The sequence below is a fragment of the Candidatus Nitrospira bockiana genome, from assembly GCF_965152565.1.
In genome coordinates, this window is record NZ_OZ224215.1 from 2,449,339 (window position 1) to 2,475,791 (window position 26,453).

The 26,453-nt window shown below is 59.9% G+C and carries 23 protein-coding genes and 1 pseudogene; 21 read left to right on the forward strand and 3 right to left on the reverse strand.

The window, feature by feature from the left end:
- Positions 1–11 precede the first annotated feature (11 nt).
- Positions 12–3,476, reverse strand: coding sequence for a DNA polymerase III subunit alpha (gene dnaE / locus ACWHYV_RS12095; protein WP_447976750.1), 3,465 nt, complete (start codon positions 3,474–3,476; stop codon positions 12–14).
- A gap of 383 nt (positions 3,477–3,859) precedes the next feature.
- On the opposite strand from dnaE, the gene radC reads away from it, so the two are divergent.
- The 4 genes from radC to ACWHYV_RS12115 all read left to right on the forward strand — a co-directional run bounded on the left by radC (position 3,860) and on the right by ACWHYV_RS12115 (position 9,651).
- Positions 3,860–4,573: a RadC family protein gene (radC, locus tag ACWHYV_RS12100; RefSeq protein WP_447976751.1), complete on the forward strand. Its 714-nt coding sequence runs from the start codon at positions 3,860–3,862 to the stop codon at positions 4,571–4,573.
- Positions 4,574–4,577: 4 nt separating this feature from the next.
- Positions 4,578–6,701 (forward strand): DNA methyltransferase, encoded by a 2,124-nt coding sequence (locus ACWHYV_RS12105; protein WP_447976752.1) that lies wholly within the window; start codon positions 4,578–4,580, stop codon positions 6,699–6,701.
- A 2-nt stretch (positions 6,702–6,703) separates the two neighbouring features.
- The gene (locus ACWHYV_RS12110) at positions 6,704–9,268 is read left to right on the forward strand and encodes a DEAD/DEAH box helicase family protein (protein ID WP_447976753.1); all 2,565 of its coding nucleotides are present in this window, start codon (positions 6,704–6,706) and stop codon (positions 9,266–9,268) included.
- Positions 9,269–9,342: 74 nt separating this feature from the next.
- Positions 9,343–9,651, forward strand: a complete 309-nt coding sequence (locus ACWHYV_RS12115) for a YpsA SLOG family protein (RefSeq protein WP_447976754.1) — start codon at positions 9,343–9,345, stop codon at positions 9,649–9,651.
- 31 nt (positions 9,652–9,682) lie between these two features.
- Here the strand turns inward: ACWHYV_RS12115 and ACWHYV_RS12120 are convergent.
- A pseudogene (locus tag ACWHYV_RS12120) lies at positions 9,683–9,970 on the reverse strand (integrase core domain-containing protein); the annotation flags it as partial.
- Positions 9,971–10,363: 393 nt separating this feature from the next.
- On the opposite strand from ACWHYV_RS12120, the gene ACWHYV_RS12125 reads away from it, so the two are divergent.
- From ACWHYV_RS12125 to purH, 14 genes are all read left to right on the forward strand, one after another.
- Positions 10,364–11,212, forward strand: coding sequence for a hypothetical protein (locus ACWHYV_RS12125; RefSeq protein WP_447976755.1), 849 nt, complete (start codon positions 10,364–10,366; stop codon positions 11,210–11,212).
- Between the two features lie 316 nt (positions 11,213–11,528).
- Positions 11,529–11,732 carry a DUF4231 domain-containing protein gene (locus ACWHYV_RS12130; RefSeq protein WP_447980718.1) on the forward strand — a complete coding sequence of 68 codons (204 nt, stop codon included), beginning with the start codon at positions 11,529–11,531 and terminating at the stop codon, positions 11,730–11,732.
- Between the two features lie 58 nt (positions 11,733–11,790).
- On the forward strand, positions 11,791–12,264 hold the full coding sequence (locus tag ACWHYV_RS12135; RefSeq protein WP_447976756.1) for a TIR domain-containing protein: 474 nt from the start codon (positions 11,791–11,793) through the stop codon (positions 12,262–12,264).
- Positions 12,265–12,535: 271 nt separating this feature from the next.
- On the forward strand, positions 12,536–13,825 hold the full coding sequence (locus ACWHYV_RS12140) for an IS256 family transposase (RefSeq protein WP_447976757.1): 1,290 nt from the start codon (positions 12,536–12,538) through the stop codon (positions 13,823–13,825).
- Between the two features lie 757 nt (positions 13,826–14,582).
- On the forward strand, positions 14,583–14,729 hold the full coding sequence (locus ACWHYV_RS12145; protein WP_447980719.1) for a DUF4145 domain-containing protein: 147 nt from the start codon (positions 14,583–14,585) through the stop codon (positions 14,727–14,729).
- 807 nt (positions 14,730–15,536) lie between these two features.
- Positions 15,537–16,199 carry a hypothetical protein gene (locus tag ACWHYV_RS12150; protein WP_447976758.1) on the forward strand — a complete coding sequence of 221 codons (663 nt, stop codon included), beginning with the start codon at positions 15,537–15,539 and terminating at the stop codon, positions 16,197–16,199.
- A gap of 104 nt (positions 16,200–16,303) precedes the next feature.
- The gene (locus ACWHYV_RS12155) at positions 16,304–17,251 is read left to right on the forward strand and encodes a DUF4231 domain-containing protein (protein ID WP_447976759.1); all 948 of its coding nucleotides are present in this window, start codon (positions 16,304–16,306) and stop codon (positions 17,249–17,251) included.
- Positions 17,252–17,343: 92 nt separating this feature from the next.
- Positions 17,344–18,318 (forward strand): hypothetical protein, encoded by a 975-nt coding sequence (locus tag ACWHYV_RS12160; protein ID WP_447976760.1) that lies wholly within the window; start codon positions 17,344–17,346, stop codon positions 18,316–18,318.
- Between the two features lie 103 nt (positions 18,319–18,421).
- The gene (locus ACWHYV_RS12165) at positions 18,422–19,039 is read left to right on the forward strand and encodes an 8-oxoguanine DNA glycosylase (protein ID WP_447980720.1); all 618 of its coding nucleotides are present in this window, start codon (positions 18,422–18,424) and stop codon (positions 19,037–19,039) included.
- Positions 19,030–19,626, forward strand: coding sequence for a 7-cyano-7-deazaguanine synthase (locus tag ACWHYV_RS12170; protein WP_447976761.1), 597 nt, complete (start codon positions 19,030–19,032; stop codon positions 19,624–19,626). The genes ACWHYV_RS12165 and ACWHYV_RS12170 overlap by 10 nt, the downstream gene beginning before the upstream one ends.
- 2 nt (positions 19,627–19,628) lie before the next feature.
- Positions 19,629–20,132: a TIR domain-containing protein gene (locus ACWHYV_RS12175; protein WP_447976762.1), complete on the forward strand. Its 504-nt coding sequence runs from the start codon at positions 19,629–19,631 to the stop codon at positions 20,130–20,132.
- Positions 20,133–20,238: 106 nt separating this feature from the next.
- Positions 20,239–20,463 carry a hypothetical protein gene (locus tag ACWHYV_RS12180; RefSeq protein ID WP_447976763.1) on the forward strand — a complete coding sequence of 75 codons (225 nt, stop codon included), beginning with the start codon at positions 20,239–20,241 and terminating at the stop codon, positions 20,461–20,463.
- Positions 20,464–20,983: 520 nt separating this feature from the next.
- Positions 20,984–22,234 (forward strand): HDOD domain-containing protein, encoded by a 1,251-nt coding sequence (locus ACWHYV_RS12185; protein ID WP_447976764.1) that lies wholly within the window; start codon positions 20,984–20,986, stop codon positions 22,232–22,234.
- A 104-nt stretch (positions 22,235–22,338) separates the two neighbouring features.
- The gene (gene purH, locus ACWHYV_RS12190; RefSeq protein WP_447976765.1) at positions 22,339–23,892 is read left to right on the forward strand and encodes a bifunctional phosphoribosylaminoimidazolecarboxamide formyltransferase/IMP cyclohydrolase; all 1,554 of its coding nucleotides are present in this window, start codon (positions 22,339–22,341) and stop codon (positions 23,890–23,892) included.
- On the opposite strand, the gene ACWHYV_RS12195 is transcribed toward purH, so the two are convergent.
- Complete coding sequence (locus ACWHYV_RS12195) at positions 23,889–24,023, reverse strand: hypothetical protein (protein ID WP_447976766.1); 135 nt, start codon at positions 24,021–24,023, stop codon at positions 23,889–23,891. The two genes, purH and ACWHYV_RS12195, sit on opposite strands and share 4 nt — an antisense overlap.
- Positions 24,024–24,055: 32 nt before the next feature.
- Here ACWHYV_RS12195 and purD point away from each other — a divergent pair, with 32 nt between their 5' ends.
- Genes purD through ACWHYV_RS12210 form a run of 3 tightly spaced genes read left to right on the forward strand, consistent with a single transcriptional unit; the run spans position 24,056 to position 26,445 of the window.
- Entirely contained in the window at positions 24,056–25,324 is a 1,269-nt protein-coding gene (purD, locus tag ACWHYV_RS12200) for a phosphoribosylamine--glycine ligase (RefSeq protein ID WP_447976767.1), read from the forward strand.
- 22 nt (positions 25,325–25,346) lie between these two features.
- Positions 25,347–25,997: an L-threonylcarbamoyladenylate synthase gene (locus ACWHYV_RS12205; protein WP_447976768.1), complete on the forward strand. Its 651-nt coding sequence runs from the start codon at positions 25,347–25,349 to the stop codon at positions 25,995–25,997.
- A 22-nt stretch (positions 25,998–26,019) separates the two neighbouring features.
- Positions 26,020–26,445 carry a hypothetical protein gene (locus ACWHYV_RS12210; RefSeq protein WP_447976769.1) on the forward strand — a complete coding sequence of 142 codons (426 nt, stop codon included), beginning with the start codon at positions 26,020–26,022 and terminating at the stop codon, positions 26,443–26,445.
- The last annotated feature ends 8 nt before the right edge of the window (positions 26,446–26,453 follow it).

Here is a 26,453-nt window from a genome sequence, read left to right on the forward strand (position 1 = left end):
CCCTCGGATGGTTACTGCAGCGCCACCACCCCTTTGCCCAAGACCTCTTCCACCTCGGCGATGAAGCTCTCGCTGGGTGAGACGGTCAGGTTGGGGAGGGGGGAGGTCTCCGCTTCGAGATCGGCGAGACGGAAGGTCAAGGAAATGGAGGCATGCCCGGGATGGCGCTCGAACACCTGGCGCAATTGCGGCAGGCGCGTCCCCGTTCCACTCTGGTCGGTGATCCGCACGTTGACGCGGGTGATGCCCTTCGTTTGCAGCTCGGTCAGGGATTCCACTTTGATGCCTTTGAGCCGGGTGCCCTTCTCCGCCCGATCCACGGTCCCGGTCACACGGATCAAACTGTCCGGAACGATCAAGGAGCCCGCGGACTTGTAGAGATCCGGGAAGGCAATGACCTCAATCATGCCATGAAGGTCCTCAATTGTAAAATAGGCCATGCGGTCGCCCTTCTTGGTGGTCATGGCCTTGACGGTTTTGACGATGCCGCAGACCTTCGTTTCCCGCCCGTCGGACAGCTCGGCAAGCGCATCGCATTTCGCCGTGGCGAAGCGCTCGATGATGGCTTCGTAGCGGGCCAACGGGTGCCCGGTGATGTAGAAGCCGGTCAACTCGCGCTCGAGCTTGAGCCGTTCGGCGATGTCCCATTCCGGCAGGGGTGGCAACGGCGGGTCGGCGACCGAGACCGGCTGGTCGGCGCCGTGAACGTCGCCGAACATATTGGTTTGGCCCCGCTCCCGCTGCCTCTGCGCGGCCGCCGCGTCCTCCAGCGTGAGATCGAGGACCGCCGCCAACTGCGAGCGCTTCGCCCCGGTCGAATCGAAGGCGCCGGTCTTGATCAGCCCTTCCAGCACCCGCTTGTTCACCTTGTGCAGATCGATCCGGTGACAAAAGTCGTAGAAGGAGCGGAAACGCCCGCCCTCGTTCCGGGCGGCGATGATCGACTCCACCGCCCCTTCGCCGACGTTCTTGATCGCGGCGAGGCCGAAACGGATCCCGCCGTCGACGACGGTGAACGTCGTATGACTCTCGTTCACGTCCGGCGGCAGGATTCGAATCCCGAGGTCGCGGCACTCCGTGAAATAGCCGACCATCTTGTCCGCGTTCCCCATGTCGTTCGTCATCAAGGCCGCCATGAACTCCGTCGGGTGGTGGGCCTTGAGGTAGGCGGTGTGATAGGTCACGAGCGCATAGGCGGCCGAGTGGGACTTGTTGAAGCCGTACCCGGCGAAAAACGCCATGAGGTCGAAGAGCTTCTCCGCTTTCTTTTCGGAGTAGTGGTTCTTCTTCGCCCCCTCGATGAACTGCGCCTTCTGCTTCTCCATCTCCTCGGGCTTCTTCTTGCCCATGGCGCGGCGCAATAGGTCGGCTTGTCCCAGGGAGAACCCGGCGATCTTGTTCGCGATGGCCATGACCTGCTCTTGATAGACGATCACGCCGTAGGTGTCCTTGAGGATCGGCTCCAGCGCCGGCGGGTCGTAGGCGATCTGCGAGGGGTCGCGCTTACGCTTGATGAAGTCGTCCACCATCCCGCTTTCGAGCGGTCCCGGCCGATAGAGCGCCAAGATCGCGATGAGGTCCTCGAAGCGTTCGGGTTTGATCCGGACCAGCAGGTTCCGCATGCCGGGGCTTTCCAACTGGAAGATCCCGGTCGTGCGGCCCGAAGCCAGGAGCTCGTACGTCGCCCGATCGTCGAGCGCGACCGTCGCCAGGTCGAGCGGGGAGGCGCCTTCACGCCGGGCCCGCTCGTTGATGAGCCGCACGGCGTGGTGGATCATCGTGAGCGTCTTCAGCCCCAGGAAGTCGAACTTCACCAGTCCGATCTTCTCGACGTCCGTCATGGAGTACTGCGTGACGATTTCGTCGTTGGCGCCCTTGTACAGCGGGACGTGGTCCGTCAACGGCTCCTGAGAAATGACGACGCCGGCGGCGTGAGTCGAGGCATGGCGAGCCAAACCCTCGAGCGACTTCGCGATGCTCATCAACTCGTTGATCTTGGCGTCCGTCTCGACCAATTCCCGCAGGCGCGGCTCGTGGTCCATCGCCTCATCGAGCGTGATGTTGAGCTGGTTGGGCACGAGCTTGGCGACGCGATCCACCTCGGCGTAGGGGATTTCGAGCACGCGCCCCACGTCGCGGATCGCCGCCTTCGCCCCCAGCGTCCCGAACGTGATGATCTGGCAGACGTGGTCCTCGCCGTATTTGTCGATGACGTAATTGATCACCTCGCCCCGCCGGTCCATGCAGAAGTCCATGTCGATATCCGGGAGCGAGATGCGCTCGGGATTCAGGAACCGCTCGAAGAGCAGCCCGTAGACGAGCGGATCGAGGTCCGTGATCCGCAGGGCATAGGCGACCAGACTGCCGGCCGCCGAGCCGCGCCCCGGCCCGACCGGAATCCCTCGTGAACGGGCGAAATTGATGATGTCCCACACGATCAGGAAGTAGCCGGCGTAGCCCATCGTGAGGATGACCGCGAGCTCTTCTTTCAAGCGGAGCTGATAGACCTCGACAGGGATGCCGCTCGGATGTTCCGCGAGTCGCGCCGCCAATCCTCGGGTGGCGAGTTCCTCGAGGTAGCTCTCGCGCGTGTAGCCCTCAGGCACCCGGTAGGCGGGCAGGTAGGTCTTGTTGAAGGCGAGCGACAGGTCGCACTGGTCGGCGATCCGAACGGTATTGCGGACCGCGTCCGGCAGCTCGGCGAAGGCGGCGATCATCTCTTCCGGCGACTTCACGTAGAGCTGATCCGTGTCGAACTTCATGCGATTCGGATCGTTCAGCGTCTTGCCCGTTTGGAGGCAGAGCATGACGTCGTGCGGCCGAGCGTCCTCCTTCTTCAAATAGTGACAGTCGTTCGTCCCGACCAGCGGGATCCCCAGCTTCTTGTGGATCTCGACCAGGCCGGCGTTCGCGATCCGTTGATGCTCGAGCCCGTTGGCTTGGACCTCCAGATAATAATGGTCCTTCCCGAAGATCTCCCGGTACTCGCCGGCCGCCCGTATCGCGCCGGCCATGTCTTTCTGGCCGATCAGATAGGGCACTTCCCCGCTGAGGCAGCCTGAGAGCGCGATCAACCCCTCATGGTGCTGCTGGAGCAGCTCTTTATCCATCCGCGGCTTGTAGTAGAAGCCTTCGAGGTAGGCCTTGCTGACGAGCTTGATCAAGTTCTGATACCCGGTCAGGTTCGTGGCCAGCAGGATCAGATGGTAGTAGTCGTTGTGAGCCAGCGCGCTGTCCTTGCTCGTACGGTGCCCGGGCGCCATGTAGGCCTCGCACCCGATGATCGGCTTCACGCCGCCCGCACGGGCTTTCTGATAGAACTCGACGGCGCCGAACAGATTGCCGTGGTCCGTCATCGCGACCGCGGGCATGTCGAAGCGTTTGACCTGCTGGACGAGCGGCTCGAGCTGGTTGGCGCCGTCGAGCAAGCTGTACTGCGTATGCAGGTGAAGATGAACGAATGACTGGGCAGGCAAGTGGAGAACCTCGGAGCGGGATTCTAGTCGGAAGGGCAGGGCATGTCAAATACCGCGCCGTCGAGGGTACGGAGTCGGCAAGGCAAGGCAAGATACAGTGGTCCGGCTTCTTGGGGACGACCGAGGTCTTCCCGTCGATGAACAGAAAGAGGCTGCGGACCAATATGAGGTAGGCTGCGCACCTGCCAGCGTTTCCCCGTGGGCCGTGCTTGACAGAAGTTTCGTAAGTGAGGATATTCGTCAAAACTTTCGCTCTACAGAGGCCAGAACTCTTTCAGGAATAGGAGCCAGCATCAGGGTCCGTGTGGCAGGTCATTTAATAATAGCTATGCTGCTAAAGGTTGACTGTGAGCCGCAGAAACGCTCGTAGATCGAACGGCATTGTGGCGTGGCCGAAAAGCGAGCGCCCACGTGAGCGGCTGTTATCCCGGGGGGCGCAAAGCGTGACGGATGTAGAACTACTCGCGATTCTGCTCCGGGTTGGTGTGCGCGGGAAAAGCGCCGTTGTATTGGGACAGGAACTGGTGAAACAGTTTGGGTCTCTCCAGGCGATGATGAATGCGCCACTGGCCGCGTGGGGCGGGATAAAAGGTTTGGGCACAGCAAAAATCGCTCAACTTCAAGCAGCGCTTGAACTCGGACGACGGGCGGCGTTGCCCGAGACGCCCGAGGAGACATACGTCAAGAACACCCGCCAGGCTGCGGACTATTTCAGGATTCGGTTGCGCAGTCTTGCCGAGGAACATTTCCGCGTAGTGTTTCTGAATCGCGTGGGGCGGCTGCTGGATGACTCGCTGATCGCGCAAGGTACGGTGGACACCGTGCGCCCACACCTCCGCACCATCATCGCCCATGCGCTGCGGACGAACGCGTCGGCGTTGGTTGCCGGGCACAACCATCCGTCTGGTACTGCCAAGCCCAGCGAGTCCGACAAGCTGCTCACGCGCGATTTGATCGCGGCGTGTCATCCGATCGGCGTCAAGGTGCTCGACCATGTGATTGTCGCGCGGAACGAGCACTACAGTTTTGCCGATACCGGGCTTCTGGACGAGTTATGTCTGGAAACCCTGGCGCCGACGCCCACGAAAGGTACGTAATTGCATGACACCCGAAGAACGACAGGAAATCATCCGCCGGCTCGAAGCGGGCGAGGAACTCTCGCCGGAATGGGCGCGCATCTTGTTCCCTCCCGAAAAGCGCGAATACGAACTGGTGTACCACGGCAAGGAGCGCGAGGAGGACATTCTGGCCGACACACTGGCCGTGCCGCTGCAAGCCGTCCGCACGTTTGGCAAGAACGGTGGCAACGGCAGCAGCGAATGGCACAACATGCTGATCTTCGGCGACAACCTGCAAGTCATGAAGTCGCTGCTGGAAATGAAAAAGGCCAGCAAGCTCTGCAATGCAGACGGCACGCCCGGAGTGCGGCTGGTCTACATAGACCCGCCATTCGCGACGAAGCAGGATTTCGGGGGATCCGAGGACGAGAAAGCGTATCAGGACAAGATGGCCGGCGCCCGCTTCCTGGAGTTTCTGCGGAAGCGACTTGTCATGCTGCGAGAGCTCATGGCGGCGGATGGTCACATCTTCGTCCATGTCGATTACAGGAAGGGGCACTACATCAAGGGCCTGATGGACGAGATCTTCGGAGAGCATAATTTTCGGAACGAGATAATCCTACCCGGTCGGGCCTCGAAAAACCTCCAACAGCAATTCAAACGCGTCACCAGGCTGAACGTGCGCCACGACAACCTGTTCTGGTACAGCGCAAGCGCCAAGAGCAAGGTTTCGACCCTGTGGGTTGAAAAGCATGACAAGGGAAACCCGGAAGGCCACTGGCATCACTTCTGGAGCACTGCGGATCGGCCCACGATGAGGTACAGGCTCTTCGGGATTAAACCCGAAACGGGCCAATGGGTATGGGAAGAGGAGCGAGCAACGCGCGCCGTGGCGAACCACGACAGGTTTCTGAAGGAAGGCGGCGGCCGCACGCTGGCGGAATACTGGAGGGATACTGGGGGCAAGCTGGAGTTCGTTCGCCGCAGTCCTGAGGACGGGAAGCCCCAGTATTGGCGCGCGCCCGCGGAAGACCGAGTCGCGGATACAATCTGGACAGGGATACCAGTCTACAGCAACAGCACGAAGTACCCGACGGAAAAAAACGAAAAGCTTCTGGACCAGATCATCGACTTCATCACCGAGGAGGGCGATGTAGTCATGGACGCGTTCGCCGGGTCGGGAACGACGCTGGCAGTCGCCGAAAAGTTGAAGCGGAGGTGGATTGGAATTGATTGCGGGAAGCTGTCCATTTACACGATGCAGAAGCGCCTTCTGAACTTGCGCAGGGAAATCGGCAATACGGGACCAAAGCTGGAGTGCAAGCCGTTCAGGCTGTACAACGCCGGGCTGTACGACTTCTCGACGCTCAAAACGCTACCGTGGACCGACTGGCGGTTTTTCGCGCTGCAACTATTCGGGTGCAAGGACGAGCCGCATACCATCGGCGGTCTGAAATTGGACGGCAAGCTCAAGGGTGCGAGCGTGCTGGTGTTCAACCACCACGAAAATCCCGGCAAGCGCATTGATGAGGAAACCATTCAGGATATCCACGCGGCGCTTCGGAACAAGATCGGACGGAAGTTCTTCGTCATCGCACCGCGCGGTGTGTTCGACTTCCAGCAGGACTACATTGATCTCGAAGGTATTCGGTATTACGCGCTCCGGATTCCGTACTCCATTATCAACGAATTGCATCACCGCGATTTCACAGCGTTAAGGCAGCCGAACCACGAAACGGCAGTGAACGAGACTGTGGATGCGGTCGGGTTCGATTTCATCCGTCCACCGAAGGTGGACTGGTCGGTGGCGGTGAAGAAGCGGAAGGGGCAATTGCTCGAAGAAGCCTCTTTGAAGGTGAAGAGCTTCCAAAGCTACGCACGGTTGCGCGGCGAAGATACGCATGGCGGGCTGGAGAGTTTTTCTATGCTTATGCTCGATTTCGACTACGACGGCGAGGTGTTCGACTTGGACACCGTGTTCTACGCACACCAACTGGAAGAGACATCTTGGGAAGCATGGTTTCCTGTCGAGCCTCTGGGATCACGAGTCATGGCGGTGTTCATTGACATTCACGGAAACGAGGCCAGGGAAGTAATCGCGCGGGAGAAATTCGGACTGAGGGCCGGCAAGGCCGCTCGCAAAACACCGAAGGCGGTTAAAGCGTAGCCATGCCACGCAACGCGGACCGACAACAGTTTCGTAACGAAGACTTGGTGCTCAAGGTGAGCCCGAATGTGGATCGGGCGAAGTGGGATGAGAGCCGGTACGAAGCGTTCATTGACGAACTGTGCGGCGACCGGGAGTACCAGAAGGAAGCGATTCGGACAGCCTTGCGGTTCTTGCTCGGGGGCGAGTACGCGGACTTGCGGGAACTGGCAAAAGAAAACTTCGAGCAAAACCCCGTGTTGGAAGATCGGTACGGTTCGTGGGCCGGCATGGAACAGCACCTCCAGTTGCCGGATAAGCTGTCAGCTTCCCTCGACCTCGCCACTGCGACCGGCAAGAGCTACGTGCTGTATGGCGTGGCAGCGATTCTTTTGGCCGAAGGCGCGGTGGACCGAGTGTTGGTGCTGTGCCCATCCACAACGATTGAGAGCGGTTTGCTAGAGAAGTTCCGCGACCTAGCCGGCACCTCCGACTTGCGCGACTTGTTGCCCGAAGGCGCGAAGATTTCCACGCCGCGCATCATTAACGCGCGAGAAAGCATCACCGAGGGCGCGGTTTGCGTCGAAAACTACCACGCGATTCTGGAACACGTCGGTTCGTCCATCCGGGAGGGGCTGTACGGGAAGGGCGCGCGCGTGGCTGTGTTGAACGACGAAGCGCACCACGTCGCCAACGAGCCGGCCGGTAGGGTTAAGAAGTGGAAGGAGTTCTTGGCCGACGAAGGCTACGGCTTCCGATACGTCTTGGGCGTGTCAGGAACGTGTTACGTAAAGAACGATTATTTTGCCGATGTGATCTACCGGTATTCGCTGCTGAAGGCGCAGGAAGAGCGTTACGTGAAGCGGGTGGATTACGCAGTCGAAATGACCGAAGCCGGTGACCCAGACGAGAAATGGCAGTTGATTCGCAACCGGCACGAGGAAACAAAGCGCAAACTCAAAGCCCGCAAGATTCTGCCGCTGACAATCATCGTCACGCCGACGATCAAACGCTGCCAGGAAGTGGCGGAGGAATTGAAGGAGTTCCTCATCGAGACGGACCGGATCAAGCCGGAGACCGCCGACGCACGAGTGTTGGTCGTTTATAACAATGCGCCTGACGTTCGACGACTCGGCCTCGTGGATACGGCGGGCAGCAAAGTCGAATGGATTGTCGCCGTCTCCATGCTTAATGAAGGTTGGGACGTGAAGCGGGTGTTCCAGATTGTGCCGCACGAGGAGCGAGCGTTTGACAGCAAACTTCTAATCGCCCAAGTGCTCGGACGTGGATTGCGAATTCCTCTGAGATGGGAAGGCACGCAGCCAACGGTGACGGTATTCAATCACGTCAAATGGGCAGACAGCATTCGGCATCTGGTGGCGGAGGTTCTGGAATTCGAGAAGCGGCTCTCGTCAGGGATCCTCGAGGACTCGCCATTCCACTTTGACCTGCACAACATTGACTACACGCTCCAGCCAACGTCGGTGAAGAAGCCGATGAGCAAGGAGTACACCCTTTTTGCGAAGGGCTTCGTGGATTTGATGGCGGACGTCGTGGCGAAGGATGTGGAGGTGACGTTCGAGCGAGCGGGTGGCGGCGAAAAGACACGATGGGAGACGACCGTTCGGCACAAGACCTATACACCGCGTGAAATCGCGGTTGCGATGTATCAACGGCTGGAGGAGGCGCAAGACCCGGAGGACCCCGACCTGCGCATGCGAACCATTTACACGGACAACTACCCCGTTGAGCGACTGGAAAAGATCGTGAAGGCATCATTGGCCCGGCGCGATATGAAAGTCGCTACCGAAGCGATGAAACAAAAATTCCTACAATCGCTAGGGACGCTAAGGCGCAAAACCTCCGAAAATGTCCGCTACATGCCAATTCCAACTCGGTTTCACGTCATCTCCACCCGCCAACGGCAACGCGACAGCGTTACTGCGGCCGAGCTGCGACGCGACAAGACGATCTACGTCACTGACTGGACACGGGACAGTCTCAAAGAAGAACAAGTGGAGTTCTTTGACGAGGTTGCCGAGCCGGGAAGCGGCTACAAGTGCGTCACGATTCAGAATCGGCACGACTTTAAAACACCGCTGAGCGCTGTCATCGCAGATTCAGATGCTGAGAAGAAATTTGTCAACAATCTGATCAAACCAACTAACTTGCGCTATTTCGATGCCTGGATTAAATCCACGGCGATCCGGTTCTACGAAATCGACTACGCATGGAAAAAAGGCGAGCATCCGAAGCGCGGCAAGTTCAGTCCTGACTTTTTCATTAAGACCGGTAATCTGATTCTGGTTGTGGAGATCAAGGATAACGGCGAGTTGCGCGACCCGTCGGAGGAAAACAGGAAGAAGAACGAATACGCCATTGAACACTTCAAGCGAGTGAACAAGCAGTTGGAAGAAGCGGGTAGCCCGATTCGATACCAGTTCAATTTTCTAACGCCTAAGAACATTGATACGTTTTTCCAGTGCCTTCGTGAAGGGCGCATAGTTGCGTTCCGATCAGAAATGGACGTTGCACTCGCGCATGAAGAAAGCGGCAACGGGGGGAGGAAGAACGGTTCCGAAGTATGAAGCGTGCAGTCCTTTTCCTCAAATAGTGTTTGGATTTTTCGAACCCGTGTGATCCATCCAATTTCCAACCTCGCATGGCGACGCTCACTAAGATTCTCTCGGGCGGGCAGACGGGAGTCGCCCGCGCCGCGTTATATGCGGCGCGGGCGTGCGGTCAGGCGGTCGGCGGCTGCTGTCCGCCGGGGCGGGGATGCGAGACGGGCGTCATTCCCGCAGAGTGGCCGCTGCAGGAAACGCCGCAGGAACCGAGTCCGGACGCCCCGACGTTCCCGGGTCACAGCGCGCGGAATGTAATGTCCGCGATTCCGATGCGACCGTCATTCTGCGACCCGCTCGGCAAGAACTCCCTGACCCGGGGACGGAGTGGACAGAAGAGGGGATGAAAAGGGGTCGGGTTGAGCTGGCCCGGGTTTGACGCTCGAATGCCAGTGGGCTCAGATAGCCCAGGCTTTGATGGAGCCGCTGGCGATTATAGAACCCTTCAATAAACGCAAAGATGTCCCGACTGGCTTCGTCCCGCGTGTGATACGTCTGGTGATGCACGAGCTCGTTTTTCAACGTACTGAAGAAGCTCTCGGCCACCGCGTTGTCATAGCAGTTGCCCTTCCGGCTCATACTCGGCGTGATGCCGACTTCGGCGAGCTGCCGTTGATACAGAAGCGCGCTGTATTGCGCGCCTTGATCGGAGTGATGAATGAGGCCGGGGGGAGAAAAAGGTGTCAGGAACCATTTCCTGAGCTGATGGCGCAAGGCTGAATAACTCAAGGTCTGAAATGAAGGGGAATACAGCGGGTTCGAACGAATATTGGAACAGGCCTGTGAAAGGTCTCTAGGCGGCTCTTGGCTTACCTAAGAGCCACGCCAGAAATGGTTCCGGACACCTTTTTCTGGCCCCTGCGGGCCAATAGGGAGATAGGCTGCGCACCTGGCAGTGTGTCCCCGTGGCTGTGCTTGACAGAAGTTTGGTAAGTAGGGATATTCGCCTGAACTTTCGCTCTACAGAGGGCCAGAACTCTGTCAGGAATAGGGCCAGCATCAGGGTCCGTGTGGCAGCGCATTTAAATGGATAGTTAGAGCGCAGACTGGAGACTTCTCTTGGCATACAGAGCACTCGTTATCCCCGTGATCATCGCCTCTCCTGGGGACGTTGCAGAGGAAAGAGATATTGTTCGATCAGTCATCCACGACTGGAATGACGTAAACGCGTCGGCATCCAAAGTGGTGCTGAGCCCTGTAGGGTGGGAAACGCATTCGTCGCCGGAGTTAGGTGCGAGGCCTCAAGACCTTATTAATTCGAGGCTCTTGAAGGATTGTGACCTCCTGGTCGGAGTTTTCTGGACACGACTTGGAACTCCGACCGGAAAAGCAAAAAGCGGCACTGTTGAGGAGATCGAGGCACATGTTGCAGCCGGCAAGCCGGCTATGATCTATTTTTCGTCCCAACCCGTTGCTCCGCAAAGCATCGACGCGAATCAGTTTGCCGAGTTGCAAGCTTTTAAGGAGAAACTAAAGCCCCGCGGCCTTGTTGAATCATTCGACAACCCTCGTCAGTTCAAAGAAAAGTTCGCAAAGCAGCTACAACTCTGTCTGATCAACAACCGCTACTTGCAGGGTTTGGTAAGGGAGCAGCCCGACGATCAAGCGATCGCGGTGGCAAATTCCCACGAAGTGGGACAGAAGTTGTCTTTGACCAACGAGGCTCGGATATTGTTGAAAGCGGCAGCACAGAAAGAAGACGGCACCATCCTAAAGATCGCCTACATGGGTGGGCGCGTGATTCAAGCAGGCGGCCAGCAGTTCGGTGGAGAGCGTGGTCGCGAGGCAGCGAAATGGGAGAACGCGCTGAATGAACTAATCGAGAATGGCCTTGTGGTGGCCCGCGGCTACAAGGATGAGGTCTTTGATCTAACGCATCAGGGGTGGTCGGTTGCCGATGCGCTCTAACAGCACGCTGCACCCGAGGTCCATGCCTCCGCAGCTTCGCCGCTCCGGCAGGGCCGCGGGTGAGCGTGAGCGTTAGACATTGTTCAGGAACGAGACATGGCCGATTCTGATTTTGACGACTACATGAAGAACCGAGTCGAGGACCAACTGGCCTATTTCGACTCGATGCTATCCATAACCAGAAAGCCTATCATTGGCTCAAGCTCACAGCGATTGCCTGCAATTCTGACCACAATGACCATCGCCTTGGCCTTCCCCGTGCCCGAGGAATACAAGGCCTGGATGGGGTATCCTTGCCCTTGTGCTTTCAACCATCGTGCTCGGGACATACCAACTCGAGGAGTTCCAGGACTACTGGGCCAAGTGGGAGAAGTTCCGCCTCGTCGCCGAGCAGCTCAAGTCTGAGCGGTTCATGTATCTGAATCGCGTCGGCCCTTACTCATCCGGCGAGACAGCTCGAACCGCCGCGAGTTCGTCGAGCGGATCGAAGGCACAATCCGGGGTACCTACTTTTCCCTGATGGTCGAACCAGGTCGTCGGATCGAGAAGCGGTTGCAGCAACCGGAGGAGTGCAAATAATGGGCCTGCCGCGTACATTCGTCGGCTTCAGCAGTACCGATATCCATTACTACCGCCTGATGCAGGCGTGGAAGCAGAACCAGCGCATCGACTTCAACTTCACCGACTGTCAACTACCAGACGCCGTTCGCTCGGATGACGAGGCCTACGTAAGGCGTTGCCTTCGAGAGCGAATTGACATGGCGGGGACGTACGCCATGCTGATCGGAGAGGATACCAAGTTCCAGCGGAAGTTCGTGCCCTGGGAAGCTGAGGTAGCCATCGAGAAGGGCTGCACTCTTATCGGAATCAACCTGAACGGCTCGAGGACCATCGACGACCGATGCCCGACCGTTCTGATGAATGTGGGCGCAATCTTCGTCCCCTTCTCGCCGAACATCGTGGCCTATGCGCTCGAGCACTACAAGGGCAACCGCAATCAAGACTGGTATTACAAGAGCGAGATCTACAAGCAACTTGGGTACGATGTCTAACAACCGGTTACAGCAGACGGTCCGCTGCGCGGCCCGTTGAGGTGTCCGTCAAACCCGGGCTAGCTCATCCCGATCCCTTTTCTTCCCTACTGGGCGCGATATCGGTCAGTGTGTGGTGTGTGGTGGAAGCTACGGGCAGCCGAACAGGTCATTCGAACTGACCCGCGAGAGCTATAGTCGGAAGTTGTGGAACGGGGTGAGAGAGGTGGCGTACCTTTCCGGGTGAACACGAACCCACACACCGGCTGGCAGGCCGGGGAAAGGCACGCCGATGATGACGATAGTCCGAACGACCACGGGAGCACAAGAGCAGGAGCCGGAGGTGGCCACGGCGCTGGATGCCTTGGCCCGCGAGGGCGCCCGCCGCATGATCCTGGCGGCGTTGGAAGTCGAAGTGGAGGAATACCGGCGGCAGCACCACGAGGCGCGCGACAGCCGCGGCCATGCGTTGGTGGTCCGCAATGGGCAGGCCCAGCCTCGGCGCGTGACGGTGGGCGCGGGGACGGTCACGATTCGAGCGCCGCGGGTGAATGATCAACGCGTGCTGCATGGGACCCGACAAAAGTTCACCAGTGCGATTCTCCCGCCGTACCTGCGTCGCTCGCCGCAGGTCAGCGCGGTCCTGCCGCTGCTCTATCTCCATGGGCTCTCCACCGGGGATTTCCGGGAGGCGCTTCCGGTGCTGCTCGGCGCCGATGCGGCGGGGCTCTCGCCCAGCGCGATCACACGCCTGACGGCGACCTGGCGGACCGACTATGACCAGTGGCGTGAGCGCCCCCTGGCGGATCGCGACTTCATCTATATCTGGGTAGACGGGGTGCATTTCACCATTCGGCTGGAAGATGATCGCTTGGCGGCCTTAGTCGTGGTGGGCGTCCGCCCCGATGGGACGAAAGAGGTGATCGCGATCGAGGACGGCTATCGCGAGAGCACCGAGAGTTGGCTCACCGTGCTGCGAGACCTCAAACGCCGGGGGATGCGGGCCCCCGCGTTGGCCATCGGGGACGGGGCACTGGGGTTCTGGGCCGCCGTGCGCGAGGTCTGGCCCGAGACACGGGAGCAGCGGTGCTGGGTCCATCGCATCGCCAATGTGTTGGACAAGCTCCCCACCCGGCTGCAGCCCCAGGCCAAGCGCGCCTTGCACGACATGATGTATGCGGACACCCGGGCCGCCTGCGAGCAGGCGATCGACCGGTTCGCCCAGGATTATGCGGCGAAGTATCCGAAAGCCGTGAACTCCCTGACCACCGATGTCGCTCGGCTCCTGACCCATTTCGAGTTCCCGGCGGCCCACTGGAAACATATTCGGACGACCAACCCGATTGAATCGACGTTCGCTACGGTGAAGCTCCGGACGCGTGTCACCAAGGGGGCTGGCTCGCGGACCGCGGGCCTGACAATGGCGTTCAAGCTGCTGGAGGCGGCGCAGCAATCGTGGCGCCGGCTCGATGCCCATGAGCTGCTGCCGTTGGTCCGGGCGGGGCGTGTGTTCAAGGATGGGCAGCAAGTCGAGCGAGAGGAAGAACAGTCAGAGAAGAACACAGGAAAGGTCGCCGCCTAATCACCTCAATCCACAACATTTGACAATATCTCGACCCGCGAGTCAGCTTGCCTTTCCGGCGTTAGGCGCCGGTCGAGCATGGAGGTAGCATCCGAGTAATGGCCGACCCAATCGAGCAAGCATTCGATTTCAAGGCCCACGAGCAGCGTGCGGTCACAGCCTATCTTCCTAAGCATGCATTCTACGAGGATCTCGGATCATCGAGGAGTCTTGAAATGTCGTGGAATCAATGTGCACGGCAAAGGATCCCGCTAGCTTCGGGAGAAAGGCGGCACAGCCCTCCGATGAAGATCCTACCAGGCCGAAGGAGTTGGCAATTAAGCAAGAGCCGGTGGTTCGAGAGGGCGGCGCCTAACAAGCGCTTGGAACTGATGACCGGCGCTTGGCCACCCGGAGCGCCGCTCGCAGCTCAAGCGCAGTTTTAGGCGCTCAAGGGAAATAGCTATGATTGTCGAATGCTCTGAGTGCTGTCAATTCGTGGAAGCGAAAGAGACTGGATCGCACTGGCGTCACTTTGATGGTCTGGGGCCATCTTGCCGCTATACCCTCCTCGCCTGCACAATCTGCTCCTCGCCGATACTCGTACGACAGACAAATGAAGGAAACATGGTGGAGGGCGACAAATGGGGAAGGCCCTTTCTTATGTTTCCGCAAACCGATGTCAGAGTGAATCCAAGCGCGCCCGCGTCCACCGGGGGCTGCCTTCGATGAGGCATATGCATGCTACCGAATGCAAGTATTTACCGCGTCCGCGATCATGTGCCGCAAGACGCTGGAGGGGGTGTGTTCGGTATTCGGAGTTGAAGAGCGAAACCTCAGGGCGTCGCTGAAGAAGATGAGGGACCTCGGATTGATCGGCGAACGGCTGTTTGAGTGGTCCGACGCGCTCCGTGGGAGAAAATAATGGGGTCGGGAGTCATAATCGAATGCAATGGCCCCCGATTAAGACTGCCGACCCTTTTTCGTACATTGACGGCACAACAGAACGTTATGCGTGATGAGTAGAGGGAGCGGTCTGATCGCCGGCTGGAAAACTGTCGACGATTGGAACGCTCTCCGCGCGACTCTCGTCGTGGGAGGGTCTCCCCAACGATGGCGACAAGCTTTCGTCGACTTTTTTCAGACGCGCCTCCAGCTTCGATACTTTAACCCCATCAAGGTGCTCCAGGAGCACGGGACGTTCCAAGGCGAGGGATTCTCGATCCTCGCGATCCAATGCACCTTAATCGAGTTCCTCGAATCCACCGTTCAAGGTATCAGGTACCGTCACCTTCGGCACGGCGAGACGCTTGGACTGCACGAATACTCATCGAGCCGCGACGTCTTTGTCAGTTTTCTCGTTAAGCGGGTGCCCTTTTCGAAGGATTTCGATGGCCCACTCGCCCTCGACTTCTATGCGGGCGTAAGATGCGGGCTTCTGCACGAGGCTCGAACCAAGGGTGGATGGAGAGTGTGGGCTCAGGGGCCGACCGGAGCCGTGATCGACCGTCGCCAGCGAATCGTCTACCGCGATAACTTCCAGGGGGCCCTAGAAGCGTTTATTGCATCATATGCCGACGCCCTTGTCTCGGATACGGTACTTCAAGAGGCGTTCGCCCGGAAGTTCGATGACCTTTGTCAATAGTGGCATGACCCATAACTTCGCAGTCGAGCGGACGCGCTTAGCGCTCAGCTTACCGCAGCATTAGATTGTACAGGGAGGTAAACGCAAGTGGCGGACCCAATAGCACAATCGGTTGTCGCGACCGGTCTTCCGAACCCGACGCGTAACCCTCGCCAGGTCTTCGTGGCGTACCCCTATACGCTCTACCCAACGGCTGATTATCGGCGGCCGTTTAAAGACCTTGCAAAGGCCTTCAACGTTACCTTCGTTTTTGCTGATGAAAAAATCACCACGTTGCACATACTTCAAAAAATTGCAGACTACATTCGATCGTCGCGCTGTGGCATCTATGATATTTCGGCCTGGAACGCCAACGTGACGCTGGAATTAGGGTTGGCTTACGGCCTGAACGAAAAGGCTTACATCGTAGCCAATCCAAAGCAGCACTCCGCGAACGAAGTGCCAGCTGACCTTCGGGGCCTCGATCGAATTCAGTACACTTCCTTTGCTGAACTCCAGGCAGGTGTCGAAAAAATTCTGACGCAAGAATTTCCTATTCAGCCAGCGCACAATGTGGAAGACCAGCTCTCTACTCTCCGCGAGCAGGCATTGAAGATTGTCAAAGAATCAGAGGGCCTGAAGATCAATGATATTGCCTCCCTTCTTGGCGTATCCATCGACGTGGCGAAGGTTGTGGTTCACCCACTTGTTGGCCCACAGTTACGAACAGAGGGTGTACGCCGAGGAACGCGCTATTTCTCTGTAACCTAACTGTCGCGTGAACCCGACCGTTGCAACCTGGCTTCACCCGCTTGCGGTTCCCTCGGCGCTTTGCGCCTCGGCGAGCAGGAGGCGGTATTAGCGCGGAAGAAGAAATGACAGCGGTGATGACCAATGACAATTACCCCTCTCTCTACCGTTGCGCGGATGCTGCGTCACTCAAGGCGCAACGCACATATCTTTCTCTTCACAAAACCTACCTTGGCTCTCTCGTGTTGGGGAGCGCAACGAGCGGATTTACCGCCATTGGGTTGCAGGCCGTGAATACCTATCTCTACACCGGGCTGGCGATAGTACTTGTTGTCGGCCTCCTGCTTCTATGGGCAATGCGTGCAAGGCAAGACGACAAGATATGGTTTGACGGCCGCGCCGTCGCCGAATCCGTAAAGACCGTTACTTGGCGATTCATGATGAGGGCTCATCCTTTCCATGAGGACAGCAGTGCCGAGACCCTTTTCCTAGTCGATCTCAAGGAAATCCGCGAGGCAAGGCCACATCTGGGAAAATACCTCGCTGCGGTAATGAATGCCGATGGATCGGCAATTACGGAATTCATGAAAGGAAAGCGATGTTCCTCGCTGGAAGAACGTCGGGGCTTCTATACCAGCGCCAGGATTCACGAGCAGAAAATGTGGTACGCCAAAAAAGCGAAGTCGAACGCCAATAATGGCGCCAAATGGTTCTGGGCAATCGCCCTTCTTCAGGTAGTTGTCGTAATACTTGCCATCATTCAGGCCGCGTCCGGCGGGATGGGGATCAACCCTATTCCCATCATCACTACCTGTGCCGCTGCAATGGCAGCGTGGAGCCAAATGAAGCGCCACGACGAACTGGCGCAATCTTATGCTCTTGCAGCACAGGAATTGGAAGAGATCGAGACCATCGCCAGCAACCAAGCAAGCGAAGATGCGTTCGCGCAGCTTGTCGAGCAGGCTGAAAACTCAATATCCCGCGAGCACACCATGTGGTGTGCTCGCCGGGACGTCCGCCTTTCAAAAAGGGCCGGAGCTGATTCAAGAACAGCACGGCAACCCCGTGGCTAAACATAGCCTGGCGGTCGTGTCGTCGCTAACAAGAAGGCAATTGACGGCGCATAAGTTGGCCGGAGAACGATGTGCTAACAGAGGAAGAAGCCATGGCACAGAGACGCACATTTGACCTGTCCGTCAGGCAGGCACTTATCTCGCTGCCGAGTTTCTTTCCGTCGGTATCCAGCGTGAAGACCAATCTGAGGCCGGTCGATTATGTTGAACTCCTGGACGCCGCCGGACACCCGCTCTTCCTCGCTTCAGCTTATGACATTGCCAACTGCCCGCTGGAACAGCGCTCCCGCATGAATGCAGCCCTTACCCGAAGCAAGGGTCGGGGCACCGCGATACTGATGGATAGCGGGAACTATGAAGGGTTCTGGAAGGGTGAACTGACTTGGACGCCCGACCGCTTTCATGAAGTGGCGAAGGAAAGCGAACACCATTTGTGCTTCTGTTACGACAATCAGGAGCCGCCGAGCATAGCGGAGGCCATCGCCGAGGGCGTTATTTCGAGCGTCCTACGCGACCAAGAGCATGCCCTTGGCACGGTCGCGCCGATCATCCATGGGCCGACAGATTTGCTTCCTGCTGCTGCACGAATGGTTGTCAAGGAATTGTGCCCGGTGTTGCTCGCGGTCCCGGAGCGCGCGCTTGGGGACGGCATTATCGCGCGGACGCAAACCGTGAGACGACTTCGGAAAGCGCTCGACGAGCTGGGTTTCTATTGCCCCTTGCATTTATTGGGAACTGGGAACCCCCTTTCCATCGCGGTCTACGCTATGGCTGGCGCGGACAGTTTCGACGGGCTGGAGTGGTGTCAAACGGTCGTGGACCATGAAAGCGGGAGACTGTCCCACTTCCAGCACTGGGATTTGTTCAAAGACCAGACCGACTGGGGAAATAACGGTGCGTTGCCATATATCCAATCGGCGTTGATGCACAACCTGGAGTTCTATCAGATATTCATGGCGGACCTACGCGAAGTCTTGATGAAGGATACGGCAGAGACGTTTCTGCGGCGCTACGCCCCTGCAAAGCAAGCATCGCTACTCATGAACGCCATCAAGGGAGGCGAGTGATATGACCGTAACGCGGATTCCGCTTCCTGCCATAAACAATGCCATTCGAGAGGTATGTTTCGCGCTGGAAGGGAAATGCCACCAGCCGACTTGCTGGACCACCATGACCGAAGACCATCTCTGGCGCGAGCTTGTCGCCTGTATTTTGGGAAGCCGGGTTCGGTTTGAGGTAGCTCACTCCGCTGTGGAACGGATGGAGAGGAGGCGCTTGTTCTGTGAGCATCGAAGGTCATCACGCTTCGAACAATACGAGCAGGATATCAGTGCAGTCCTGTCCGGGAGAGGCATTCAGGGCGACCGGAATCGCTATCCGTTCTTTCGAGTTCGAGCGAACCAAATACGGCGAGCGGCCGAACGGGTATATAAGAGTAAGGACACCCTCCGGTCGTTCTTAGAAGGTTCGCGTGACATTCGGGATGCACGTCGCCGCTTGGCTTTGGAAGTATCGGGATTGGGACCCAAGCAGGCTAGTCTCTTTCTGCGGAATATCGGGTACACCGCGCACGTTGCGGTCTTGGACATCCATGTTTTGACCTACATGAACTGGGTTGGTTTGACCGAAGCGCCCATGACGTCAGTTCCCTCCGTGCGGAAGTACGAAGCGCTCGAAGACGCCTTTATGGAGCACGCCTATTCGTTCGGATATACGCCCGACCGCTTCGACCTTGCCGTATGGGTCGTCGTGAAGGTTGCCAAGGAGGAACAGAAGACGTGGGAATAGTCACGCTCGTATCCGGCGGCTTCGATTCCACCCTTATGAGCCTGTTGGCTCAAGAGGAAGGTGTTGAACTATTCCCCCTCTTTGTGGACTACGGACAACTTGGGGCAGCCAAGGAATGGGAGGCTTGCAAGCGGCTGCACGAGAAACATGGCCTGCCATCCGTCACGCGAATGGATCTGTCGGGATTTGGCAAAACGATCCCGAGCGGGATAACCGACCCGCTTCTGAGGATCAATGAGGACGCCTTCTTGCCCGGTAGAAACCTCTTGTTCGTGTTGGCCGGAGCAGCGTACGCATTCAGAGTTCAGGCGAACGGCGTGGCCATTGGGCTCCTCGATCCGGCCCAGCATTTGTTTCCCGATCAAACACAAGAATTCGTCAAAGCGTGCGAGGCCATGATTGAAACGGCGATAGGTAGACGCATAAGGGTACTTACGCCGCTGATCGAGTTTTCCAAGAGTGACGTTTTAGCAATGGCCCAAGCCCGTGGATTGACCGAGACATACTCGTGCCATTCCGGGGGCGACACACCCTGCGGAATCTGTGTGGCGTGTGTGGAAATCATAAACGCGGAAAAGAGGAGCTAATCATGGGTGGTGGCGGCGGCGGCCGGGGATTGACGCCGGACGAATTGAGAGCCTTGGAGCAGAGGGCCAAGAAGTCTATGAAAGATCCAGACACGAGCGGAAAGTGCAACGTATTCATCAGCTTCGTCCAGGAAGACCTGAACGATGTGAACATGTTGCGGGGGCAGGCCAAGAATCAGAATTCGGATATCGAGTTCAACGATTGGTCCCTCCAAGAACCGTTTGATAGCAAAAAGGCCGAGTACATCAAGCGTGGGATTAGGGAGCGCATACGGCAGTGCTCGGTTACTGTCGTGTACGTCTCCAACAAGACAGCCGACAGCAAGTGGGTCGATTGGGAAATCCGGGAGAGCATAGCCATGGGTAAAGGCGTCATGGCGATGCATAAGGGAGACACCCCTCCAGAGCGCCTCCCCAAGGCCGTGACCGACCACAAGATCCCCGTCGTCCCGTGGAACCAGAAGGAGCTGGCAAAGACTATTAAGAAACAATCCGAGAACCGATGAGAGACGACGAACGGAATAACAACCGGTTGCAGCGGACGGTCCGCTGCCCGCCGCTGCAACTGAAGCGTTAGACTTCAGGAAGCGGCGAGCTCTCAGGTGTTTTTAGGTGGATCAAAAAGAACGCTCGGCTCAACTGACCGAATACCTAAGAGAGGTTCGAGCATTCGTCGCCAAGTGTGAGAGCCTGACGCATACTTGGCTGTTTGCGGCGAGCGCGCTGTGGGCAATGGAAAATAGAACCTATCTCAAAATCACCATCTCCTTTCTCGCAGCCGGGATAGGGGCAGCGGTGGAGCGCCATCAGAGCGGGGTGGCAAACCGCTCAGCGTAAGCGCGGGGAGGAAGCCGCTTACTGTTCGACGCTGCGTTCAGTGAAGCTCGGACGCAGCGAGTTTAAGCGGCGCACCGCGCGGAGCGTCCGAGCGGTCCACCGCGCTCTGTCTTCAAGCGGAACCGCTGCCCCCGTCCCGGCTGCTCTCTCAGGACGTAAACGATTTTGAGATAGGTTCTACTATAACGTCGATGCTCCGAAGCCGCCGCCTCATGTTGCGGAAGCCGCCCGCCTTCTACACACGAAGCAGAACATTGAAGCGCTGATAGTAGGAAAGCGTTTCGGCAGGGACGGGGAACGAGCGTTTGGTTATCCCCACATCCCGTGCGATCGATCCAATTTGCAAACTCGCATGGCGACGCTCACCACGATTCTCTCCGGCGGGCAGACGGGAGTCGATCGCGCCGCGTTGTGTGCGGCGCCGGTGTGCGGTCTGGCGTCGGCGGCTGGTGCCCGCCGCATAACGACCTGGAGTTCAAGCCAGTCGCCTTCGATGCCGATACAGAGCGGGGAGGATCTGATGTCGGGAGGGCTCCGGACGAAACGGCTCCTGCTCGTCGACGATGACCCCGGCGCGCTCGCGGTCATGTGCCGGATGGTGGAAGAAGGCCTGGCCGAGGAGTGGGCCGCCGTGGGGGTGCACGGCGCTCAAGAGGCGTTGGCGGCGCTTCAGGCGACCCCGTTCGACCTCGTCTTGGCCGATATTCATTTGGTCGGGATGGGCGGGGTGCAGTTGCTGACCGAGGTGAAGGAGCGGTATCCGGGCGTCGTGCGTGTCGCCTGTTCGGGCTGTGCCCATCCGGACACCGTCCTGCGCGTGATGCAGGTGGCCCACCGCTACCTGCCAAAACCGTTCTCGCTGGAGGTCTTGAAAGAGCTCGTTTCCGGCACGGCGGCGCGTCGTCCGCCTCTCCAGGACCCTGCCGTCTTGACGCTCGTCGCCGGCCTGCGGACGCTCCCCAGCCTGCCCGGGCTCTATCAGGAATTGATCGGGGCCATGGAATCGCCCCATGCCTCGTTGGAGACCGCCGCCCGCATCATCAGTCGCGACATCGCGATGCTGTCCAAGCTCCTCCAGGTCGTCAATTCGGCCTTCTTCGGCCTGCGCCGCACGATTGCGAGCCCTGGCCACGCGGTCGCGCTGCTCGGGCTGGACCGCGTGAAGGCGCTCGTGTTGGGCCTGAAGCTCTTCGAGCAATGCGAGGTGACGTCCCCGTTGCCGCTGTCGTTGGACCAGCTGTGGCACCATGGGCTGGCGACCGCGGTGGCCGCCCGTGCGATCGCGCGGCTGGAGCGGGCTCCGATTCTGGCCGTCGAAGGCGCGTTCATGGGCGGCCTGCTCCATGATGTCGGCCGGCTCCTGCTCGTCACGAATTTCCCCGACCGGTATGGCGACGTGCTTCGGGTGGAGGCGGAAGGGGGATCGAGGCTTGAGGCCGAGCGGGCCGTGTTCGGTGCGACGCACGCGGATCTCGGCGGCTATCTGCTGAGCCTGTGGGGCCTGAGCCCGCTCGTGAGTGACGCCGCCGCATTCCATCACGACCCTCGGCAGACCGGCTCCGAGTGCTTCACCGTCACCACGGCCGTGCACGTGGCCGGCGCCGCGGATCAGGATAGCGCCGGTACCGCGCAGGCCCTTGCGTCCATCGATCAGCAGTATCTCGCGGCGTGCGGGCTGGCCGATCGCGTACCATCGTGGTTGGAAGCCTGCCGCTCCGCGATGCCGACGGACACGGTCCGGCCGGCCTCGCACCCAGCCCGCCTGGGATAGGTTCACTCACACGCAGCATCCCCGCGATTCTTGCACTGCCTACATTCATCTGCTATTCTGCGCGCCGTCGGAACGGAAGCAACCTGCATGAGGGTGAGGGTGACATGGCGGCCGTGAAGCGGGCCTTGATCAGCGTCTCGGACAAGAACGGAATCGTGGAGATGGCGAAGGGCTTGGCTGCCCTCGGAGCGGAAATCCTCTCGACCGGCGGGACCGCCAAGACGCTTCGCGAGGCGGGGATCGCGGTCACGGACGTGGCGGCCTATACGGGGTCGCCGGAGATCCTGGAGGGCCGCGTCAAGACCCTGCATCCCAAGATCCACGGCGGGCTCCTGGGACGCCGGCGATTGCCCAAGCACGTCTCCGAGATGCAGGCGCACGGCATCGGGCCGATCGATGTCGTGGTCGTCAACCTGTACCCGTTCGAAGCGACCATTTCCAAACCGAACTGCTCGTTCGACGAGGCGATCGAACAGATCGACATCGGCGGGCCGTCGATGCTGCGCTCGGCGGCCAAAAATCATGAGGACGTCCTCGTCGTCGTCGATCCGAAGGACTATGGCCGTGTGCTGGAGGCGCTCCAGGGGGCGGGCGAGGTGCCGCTGGCCCTCCGGCGGGAGCTGGCGCTGAAGGTCTTTCAGCACACCGCCCGGTACGACAGCCTCATCGCCGGCTATCTTGAAAAGCAGGTGGGCGGGGAGGCGAAATTCCCGGCGGTACTGTCGCTCCAGTTCGAACGGGTCGAGACGTTGCGGTACGGCGAAAACCCGCACCAGCAGGGGGCCTTTTACCGGGAGCTCCAAACGCGCGAACCGTCCGTGTCCCGGGCGACCGTGCTCCACGGCAAGGCGATGTCCTACAACAACTACCTCGACGCGAACGCCGCGCTCGAGCTGGTCAAGGAGTTCACCGACACCGCCGTCGTCATCATCAAACACAACAATCCATGTGGCGTGGCGTTGGGCACGACCCCGGTCGAGGCTTATGTGAAGGCGCGGGAGACGGACCCGGTGTCGGCGTTCGGCGGGGTCATCGCCTTCAATCGCGTCGTCGATCTCGCGGCCGCGAAGGAAATCACGTCGACGTTCGTCGAGGTGGTGATCGCCCCCGGCTATGCGTCCGATGCGCTGGCCGAGCTGAAGCGCAAGAAGGATCTGCGGCTGTTGGACGTGGGCCCGCTCACGACGACGGAACGCGAAGGGCTGGATCTGAAGAAATTGGTGGGCGGCTTGATCGTGCAGGATCGGGATCTCGGTGAATTGACGGATCTCAAGGCGCTGACCGTGCCGACGCAGCGGAAGCCGACGGACGAGGAGTACGCGGCGTGCGCGTTCGCGTGGAAGGTGTGCAAGCACGTCAAGTCGAACGCGATCGTCTATGCCCGCCCCGGTCAAACGGTCGGGATCGGGGCCGGACAAATGAGCCGGGTGGACTCGGTGAAGCTCGCCGGCATGAAGGCGGTCCTGCCGGTCAAAGGCTGCGTGATGGCGTCTGATGCCTTCTTCCCGTTTCGTGACGGCCTGGACGCCGCGGCGCAAGCCGGAATCACGGCGGTGATCCAGCCGGGCGGCTCCATTCGGGATCAGGAAGTGATCAAGGCGGCGGATGAGCATCACATGGCCATGATTCTGACCGGCATGCGCCATTTCCGCCACTAACCCATGGGGAACCGTTCCACCCGGCCGGGCAGAGACGGCCTGCCGAGACGGATGACGTCGACCGCTTCCATGTCCACCGGGCGTTCAGCCGCCTGATGAGACGCCTGCTGCTCCTGCATCCACCGACCCATCCACGACGTCTTCAGCCTCGCAGGGTTCGGCCGTGAACATTCTCGTCATCGGCAGCGGCGGCCGGGAACACGCCTTGGTTTGGAAGCTCGCGCAGAGTCGTCGCGCTCCCAGGCTCTTCTGCGCACCGGGGAACGCCGGCATCGAGCGTCTGGCCCGCTGTATCCCCATCGCCGCGGACGACCTCGTCGGTCTCAAGCGCTTCGCCGTCTCGGAACGCATCGATCTCACCGTCGTCGGACCGGAAGCGCCGCTGGCGCTCGGGATCGCCGATGAGTTTCGGAAGGCCAAGCTGCGGATTTTTGGGCCCACCCGCGCCGCCGCGCAGATCGAATCGAGCAAAGCGTTCGCCAAGGAGTTGATGGTTCGCCATCGGATTCCCACGGCCGCCGCCAAAACATTCGAGGACGCCGCCGAGGCGGTGGCGTATCTGGCCTCCCAGCCGGTTCCGATCGTGATCAAGGCCGACGGGCTGGCCCAGGGGAAGGGCGTGATCGTCGCGACGACGCGCGAGCAGGCCGTCGAGGCCGTGCAGGGGATGTTCGCCGGGGCGTTCGGCGACGCCGGACGGCGGGTGGTCATCGAGGAGTTTCTCCAGGGCGAAGAGGCCACCCTCATGGCATTCACCGACGGCAAGACCGTCGTCCCGATGATCGGCGCCCAGGACCACAAGCGGGTGAACGACGGCGATCAGGGCGCGAACACCGGCGGCATGGGGGCGTATGCCCCGGCCCCGATCGTGACGCCGGCCCTGGTCGAGACGGTGGTGAAGGAGGTCTTCTACCCCGCGATCGAGGCCCTCGCTCGCCTGGGATCCCCGTTTCAGGGCGTGCTCTATGCCGGCTTGATGATCGTCGGCGGCCAGCCCTACGTGTTGGAGTTCAACGCTCGTCTCGGCGATCCGGAGACGCAGGTGGTGTTGCCGCTGCTGGACACCGATCTCGTCGACGTGATCGAAGCCGTGGTCGAACACCGGCTCGATCAGCTTCACGTGGCGTGGCAGACCAACAGTGCGGTGTGCGTCGTGCTCACCTCCGCTGGATATCCGGGGCGCTACACGACCGGCCACGTCATTCGGGGCCTCGATGTCGCGAGCGAGGACGTCGTCGTGTTTCATGCCGGCACGGCGCGGAAAAACGGGGAGGTCTGTACGGCGGGCGGCCGCGTCGTCGGGGTGACCGGGATCGGCGTCGATCTGCCGGCTGCCTGCGGTGCGGCGTATCGAGCCGTCGGCGCCATCACGTACGAAGGGCGCCACTACCGAACGGACATCGCTCACCGGGCCCTGACATCCCTGCGGTGATCGTGCGCGGTGCACCCGGAACATGGCCCTGATCCTGCCCCTTGAAGCCGGTCCCGGCGCCCCTGCAGCTCGGGAAGCCGAGCACGTCCTTCGGCGGGGAGGAGTCCTGGCCGTTCCCACCGAAAGCTTCTACGCGTTGGCCGCCTCTCCATTCGACGCTCGAGCCGTCGATCGGGTCGCGGCGATCAAGGGGCGGCCGGGCGGGAAGCCCATCCTCATCCTCATCAGCCGTCGAGAACAGCTCGCAGAGCTCGTCGCCGAGGTGCCAGAGGCGGCGCGCGTCCTCATGGACCGATTTTGGCCGGGGCCGTTGACGCTGATCATGCCGGCCGCGGCCGGATTGCCTTCGGCGCTGTCCGCCGGCACCGGAACGGTGGGGGTACGCCTGGTGGACCGGCCGGACGTGGCGGCGCTGTTGGAACGGGTCGGTCCCTTGACCGGCACGAGTGCGAACCGTTCGGGTGAGACACCGGCCAGAACGGCCGCCGAGGTGCACGCGGCCTTGGGCGCTGAGGTAGATCTGATCCTCGAGGCCGCCCCGGGCGGCGCTCCGATCCCGTCGACGGTCGTCGACACCCGCCGGCCGGTCAAAATTGTCCGCGAAGGGCCGGTCAAGCGGGCGGACATCGTCACGGCATTGGCGGCATCGGCTATAGTTGTTGAGGAACCGTAGGAACCTTTACTGGGAGGAAAGTATGAACTGGACGCGCCTCGTGTGGGGTCTTGGAGTGCTGGGAGTCTGTGCCATCTTCACGACCGGATGCGACTATTGGCCGCCGGCGCTCCAGGCGCAGATCGAGCAACTGCAGGCCGAAGCGCAGGCCACGGCTGCCGAGCGGGCGAAGCTCCTTGGTCAACTGAACGAAGCCAACAAGATCAAGGACGAGCTCCAAGCCCGCGTGGATGACTTGAGTCGCACGAACCGCGAGTTGATGGCCAAGGTGTCGGGGCTCGAGCAAGCGTTGGTGGCGGAGAAGGAGAAGGTCACGCATCTGGCCAAAGCCAAGGCGGTCGTGAAGCCGGCGGCGAAGCCTGCGAAAGCCGTTGCAAAACCGGCCAAGGCGGTGAGCAAGAAGCCGGACACGAAGAAGAAGCCGGCGACCTCGAAGAAGCGGGACTAGGAGTCCTG